This window comes from Vibrio sp. ZOR0018, assembly GCF_963865925.1.
GTDB lineage: Bacteria > Pseudomonadota > Gammaproteobacteria > Enterobacterales > Vibrionaceae > Vibrio > Vibrio anguillarum.
Window position 1 is genome coordinate 1 of sequence record NZ_CAWMCN010000122.1, and the last position, 1,496, is coordinate 1,496.

Genomic DNA, 1,496 nt, shown 5'->3' on the forward strand with positions numbered 1-1,496 from the left:
TAGTGCAAAATTGAAGTTCAGTGTTTACGGTGTGTTTTTTGAGTTCGGCTATGCGTTGTCAACCCCTTAGCCGGGCGTTAGCATGCGGGAGTAATATGAAGAAAATTCTCATCATTGGTAATTCTGGCTCAGGCAAGAGTTGGCTGTCGAAACAGTTATCCCGAAAACTTCAGTTGCAAGAAGTTAACTTGGACTCGATTGTATGGGAGCCAGGTGGCTATAATCAAAAACGCTCCAACGGAGCAATCGAAAATGAAATTGCTAGTATAAAGTCTCAATGCAACTGGGTAGTTGAGGGGGTATTTGGTGCTTTAGCCGAACAGCTTATTTTTTCTGCTGACATGCTGTTATTTTTGGATTTGGAATGGTCTGAATGTAAAAACTCTCTTTATGCGCGTGGTTCGGAGAGCTCGAAGCAACTTAATGAGGAACAGGCGGAGAATAATTTTCGTGAATTATTGAAATGGGCTTCTGAATACTCGGTTCGAGAATCCAAAAGTTCACGACAGTTTCATCAGCAATTGTTCAGTGATTTTCACGGTACTAAAGTACGTTTCACTACACGCTCTCAAGTGAATGAGTTTGTAGCGGAAACAACATGCTAACAAACAATTTAAGAGTGATTCAGCACGCTTGGCATTTTTGGTTTGGGTCTAATTTAGTGTTTACGGTGTTCAAATTTAGTGCTGTGGTCGCGTGCTTCACACCTTAATTGGGCGTTATGTCTTATTATCGAAATAGGAAGTCGTTATGGTCGTTTTTGAGGATGATAAATTCATTGTAAGTCCATGTCGTAGTTGCAATATTCCAGGGTACTTGATCGTTGAGTGTAAAGGTGGAGCATCTTCTTTATATCAACTTTCCATGGACGCGCAGAAGGGGCTTGGTGTGTTGTTAGCTTTGTTGGAATCAGCCGTTATGAAAACGCTCTCTCCTGAACAAGTCTATTGTACGAAGTTTGGTGAGTCCGGCGGTGACTTGCACTTTCACGTGTTTCCTAGGTTGTCTGTGATGACAACGAAATACTTAGAAGACTTTCCAACTCAAGAATCCCTTATACATGGTCCCGTGTTGTTTGATTGGGCGCGAGAGTATTATAAGGTTGAAACGGAGGGTTTATCGCAAGAAGTTATTGTAGCCGCAAATAGTGTCATTGCTCATTTAGCAACGACATAACAAACAATTTAAGAGTGATTCAGCACGCTTGGCATTTTTAGTTTGGGTTGAATTCAGTGGTTATGGTGCTCTAATTGAGTGTTGTGGTAGCGTGCTTCACACCTTAATTGGGCGTTAGGCAAAGTGAGTTTTTATCAGCTAAGTCGAGTTTGAATTGAACGGTAAATGCCTGTTTTCTAGCTTAAGTTAAGCAATAAATAATCATCACATATTTGTTGTTTCTTGATCGCGTTGAGTTGTTTTTCGTTGTGAGTTTAGCGGCAAAATAACCTTCAGCATCCAAACGTCCGCCGAGCATGCTACGCTCGTCACTTTTCTTC

2 protein-coding genes are annotated in these 1,496 nt (G+C 41.3%); both read left to right on the forward strand.

The features are described 5' to 3' along the window. Nucleotides 1–95 precede the first annotated feature (95 nt). On the forward strand, nt 96–605 hold the full coding sequence (locus AACR75_RS14425; RefSeq protein WP_047690668.1) for an ATPase AAA: 510 nt from the start codon (nt 96–98) through the stop codon (nt 603–605). A gap of 145 nt (nt 606–750) precedes the next feature. Next, nucleotides 751–1,176 (forward strand): HIT family protein, encoded by a 426-nt coding sequence (locus AACR75_RS14430; protein WP_052190350.1) that lies wholly within the window; start codon nt 751–753, stop codon nt 1,174–1,176. Nucleotides 1,177–1,496: the final 320 nt, after the last annotated feature.